This is a genomic window from Mesorhizobium sp. M7A.F.Ca.CA.004.04.2.1, from assembly GCF_004022825.1.
Taxonomy (GTDB): Bacteria; Pseudomonadota; Alphaproteobacteria; order Rhizobiales; family Rhizobiaceae; genus Mesorhizobium.
In genome coordinates, this window is sequence record NZ_RZPH01000645.1 from 1 (window position 1) to 3553 (window position 3553).

General features: G+C 61.4%; 3 protein-coding genes and 1 pseudogene. All 4 read left to right on the top strand.

Annotation, left to right across the window (positions count from 1 at the left end):
• Positions 1-1220, top strand: a 1220-nt coding sequence (locus tag EN893_RS24485; protein WP_164901068.1) for a UDP-glucose/GDP-mannose dehydrogenase family protein, incomplete at its 5' end; no start/stop codon positions are given.
• 92 nt (positions 1221-1312) lie between these two features.
• On the top strand, positions 1313-2755 hold the full coding sequence (locus EN893_RS24490) for a GMC family oxidoreductase (RefSeq protein WP_127267656.1): 1443 nt from the start codon (positions 1313-1315) through the stop codon (positions 2753-2755).
• Positions 2756-2768: 13 nt separating this feature from the next.
• A complete protein-coding gene (locus EN893_RS24495; protein WP_127267655.1) occupies positions 2769-3218 on the top strand; it encodes a hypothetical protein in 450 nt (149 codons plus the stop codon).
• 74 nt (positions 3219-3292) lie between these two features.
• Positions 3293-3553: pseudogene (locus EN893_RS24500) on the top strand (glycosyltransferase family 4 protein); the annotation flags it as partial.

Below are 3553 nucleotides of genomic sequence, written 5' to 3' on the forward strand. Positions count from 1 at the left end.
GGCTCAACCAGGGCCTGGTTCCCATTTTCGAACCCGGTTTGGAAAACCTCGTTAAGGAAAACCATGCTGCCGGCCGCATCAAGTTCACCACCGATGCCGCCGCCGCTGTCAGGCATGGCGAGATCCAGATGATCGCGGTCGGCACGCCGCCGGGCGAGGACGGCTCGGCCGATCTCAAATATGTGCTGGCCGTCGCCGAGACCATCGGCCGCGAAATGGACAAACCCAAGATCGTCGTCGGCAAGTCTACGGTGCCGGTCGGCACCTGCGAAAAGGTGAAGGCCAGGATTGCCGACACGTTGAAGAAAAGAGGCCGCGAGGACCTGGCTTTCGATGTCGCTTCGAATCCCGAGTTCCTCAAGGAGGGGTCCGCGGTCGCCGATTGCATGAAGCCGGACCGCATCATCGTCGGCACCGACAGCGAGGACACCGAGGCTGTGATGCGCGAACTCTACGCGCCGTTCAACCGCAACCACGAGAAGATGATCGTGATGGACGTGCGCAGCGCCGAATTCACCAAATATGCCGCCAACTGTATGCTGGCGACCAAGATCAGCTTCATGAACGAGATGGCCAATTTGGCCGAACAGCTCGGCGCCGACATCGAGGAGGTCCGCAAGGGCATCGGCAGCGATCCCCGAATCGGCTACCATTTCATCTATCCGGGTCTGGGTTATGGCGGTTCGTGCTTCCCCAAGGACGTGCGGGCGCTGATCAAGACCGCCGAAGGCGTCAAATTCGACGCCAAGCTGCTGCGTGCCGTCGAGGAGCGCAACAACGCACAGAAATCGGTTCTCTTCGACAAGGTGGACCGCTATTTCAAGGGCAACCTCAAAGGCAAGACCTTTGCGCTCTGGGGCCTGGCCTTCAAGCCCAACACCGACGACATGCGTGAGGCGCCGGCGCGCGTCCTGATGGAAGCGCTCTGGAAGGCCGGCGCCAATGTGCAGGCCTATGATCCCGAGGCGATGCAGGAATGCCAGGCCATCTACGGGCTGCGCGACGACCTGCTTCTGTGCGGCACCAAGGAGGCGGCGCTGCGCGGTGCCGATGCGCTGCTGATCGCCACGGAATGGAAGAGCTTTCGCGCGCCGTCTTTCGACGCTGTGAAGGATGCGCTGATTACGCCGGTCATCTTCGACGGCCGCAACCTCTATGACCCCAAGGTCATCGCCCGCCACGGCATCGAATATCACTCGATCGGCAGAATGGCGGCATGAGACCAGGCCCTGGCAGACGGATGCAAGACCGGTCCGCACATGGCCTGCGGGCGCTGGGACTGAGCGCGTATTTCTGTGTGGAGTTGTAGCCGATGGTGCTGGACGTAAAGCCGGAGCAAATCACCAAGGATCATTTCGATCTCGTAGCGATCGGTTCCGGCTTCGGTTCGGCCTTCTTCCTGCACGAGTTCGCCAAGCGCCGAAAGGCACGCATTCTGGTGCTGGAGTGGGGGCGCCACAACACCCATGAATGGCAGCTCGAGCAGAACGTCAACACCGACATCGAAGACGAAACGACCTATAAGACCAATTCCAACAAGCCGTGGAACTACACGATCGGACTGGGTGGCGGGACGAACTGCTGGTTCGCGCAGACGCCAAGATTTCATCCCAATGATTTCCGGCTGAAAAGCACCTACGGTATCGGCAATGACTGGCCGATCAGCTATGACGACGTCGAGCCGTTCTATTGCGACGCGGAAGACATCATGTCGATCTCCGGCGATCCCGACATGGCGGCGATGCTGCCCCGCTCGAAGCCGTTTCCGCAACCGCCGCATCGCATGTCGACACCGGACAGGATGATGAAGGCGGCGCAGCCCGGCCAGCACTTTGTCATGCCAACCGCGCGGGCGCGGCTGCCGACATCACAACGCACCTCGTGCTGTGCCAATCTGCGTTGCTGGCTGTGCCCGGTCGACGCCAAATTCACCGTCAACAACGGGTTGATGCACGTCTTCGAGCATCCCGACGTCTCGGTCTGCCTCGGTGCGGAAGTCCGCCGGCTCGATCACGTCGGCGGCGCTGTCCGTTCGGTCACGTTCCGCCATGACGGCAAGGAATACCAGGTCAGCGGCGATCTCTTCATTCTCGGCGCCAATGCCATCCAGAGCGCGGCGATCATGCTGCGATCCGGCCTGGGCGGCGAATTCGTCGGCAGCGGCCTGCATGAATCCTACGGCTGGAATTTCGAGGTCTATCTAGACGGCGTCGACAATTTCGACGGCAGCACCATCACCACCGGCCTGAATTTCGGCCTCTATGATGGTCCTCACCGATCGGAGCATGCGGCGGCACTGGTCTATTTCGAGAACCGCTGGCAGCACGGACTGCGTGCCGAAAAAGGGCGGCTACGCCAGGCGCTGCCGCTTGTCGTGGTCACCGAGGACTTGCTCGATCCCGAGAACTTCGTCACGCTTGACGAGGATGAGAATGCCTTCGTCAGCTTCAAGGCGCCATCGGACTATGCGGTGAAGGGCATGACGCGCGCTCTGGAGAAATTGCCTGGCCTTCTGGCGCCGCTGCCGATCGAAAAGCTCTTCGACCGCGGCATTCGGCCGAGCGAATCGCACGTCCAGGGCACGCTGAGGATGGGTACGGGCCCAGCCGATTCGGTCATCGACAGCGGCATGATCCACCACCAGCTCAGAAATCTGGTCGTCGTCGGCACAAGCACCTATCCGAGCTGCTCCTGCGCCAACCCGAGCCTGACCGCGGCAGCGCTGTCCTTGCGGGCGGCGAGCCGGATCGCGTGAAAGGAGGTATCGCATGATCGAGATTTCCAGACGCTCGGCCCTGGCCGTCATGGCTGGCGGAGTGGTTTCGACAGGGGTCGCCTACGCCGCCGTTTCCTCGTTCTCGGACGAGGATCTGGTGCGCGTCACGCTGGAAAAATACCTTGGCAAGTTGAACATCCGCATCGAGCATCTGCAGCAGTTCGTGCTGGCGTTCCGCAACAGGAATCCGTGGAACTTTCCAAGCGAAAAACTAAGCGACGCCGTCACGCTGGTGGAGGAACTCAAATTGGGCGCAGCACGCCGCCTGCTGCCCGAGCGAAAGCGGGAAGATCTGGTGCATTTCGACCGCTGGGTGGTCGCCGAATTCCATATGCTGACGGACTACGCCTGGCGCAGTTCGCCCAACGACCCGATCCGATTTACCGGCTGGCAATCCTGTACCAATCCCTTCGCCAATCTGGAGCCGCCGAAACTTGCCTGACGTCGAAAGCGAGGCGGCGGACTTTGCCTGTTGTCTCCGAGCAAGGAATACGAGATGCGACAAGGAGCCCGATCATGAAAGTTCTCTTTGCAGGCGGCAACGGCTACCCGCCCGAGTTCAGCGGCGGCGTTCAGTCGAGCACGCATCATCTGGCCGAACAGCTGATCGAGCACGGTCATGAAGCCGCTGTGCTCGCCGCCCTGTTCGGTGATGGTGTCTTCGGCTTCAAGGCGCGCGCCAAGATGAAGCTGCTGCGGCAGCCGGCGGTTGTCGACAGCTATCCCGGCTATCCGGTGGTGCGGGCCTGGTTTCCCTGGGAAGCAGCGGGCTATGCC

Coding starts and splice junctions, on each gene's coding strand:
- EN893_RS24490 (WP_127267656.1), top strand. CDS start 1,313: ATGGTGCTGGACGTAAAGCCGGAGCAAATCACCAAGGATCATTTCGAT.
- EN893_RS24495 (WP_127267655.1), top strand. CDS start 2,769: ATGATCGAGATTTCCAGACGCTCGGCCCTGGCCGTCATGGCTGGCGGA.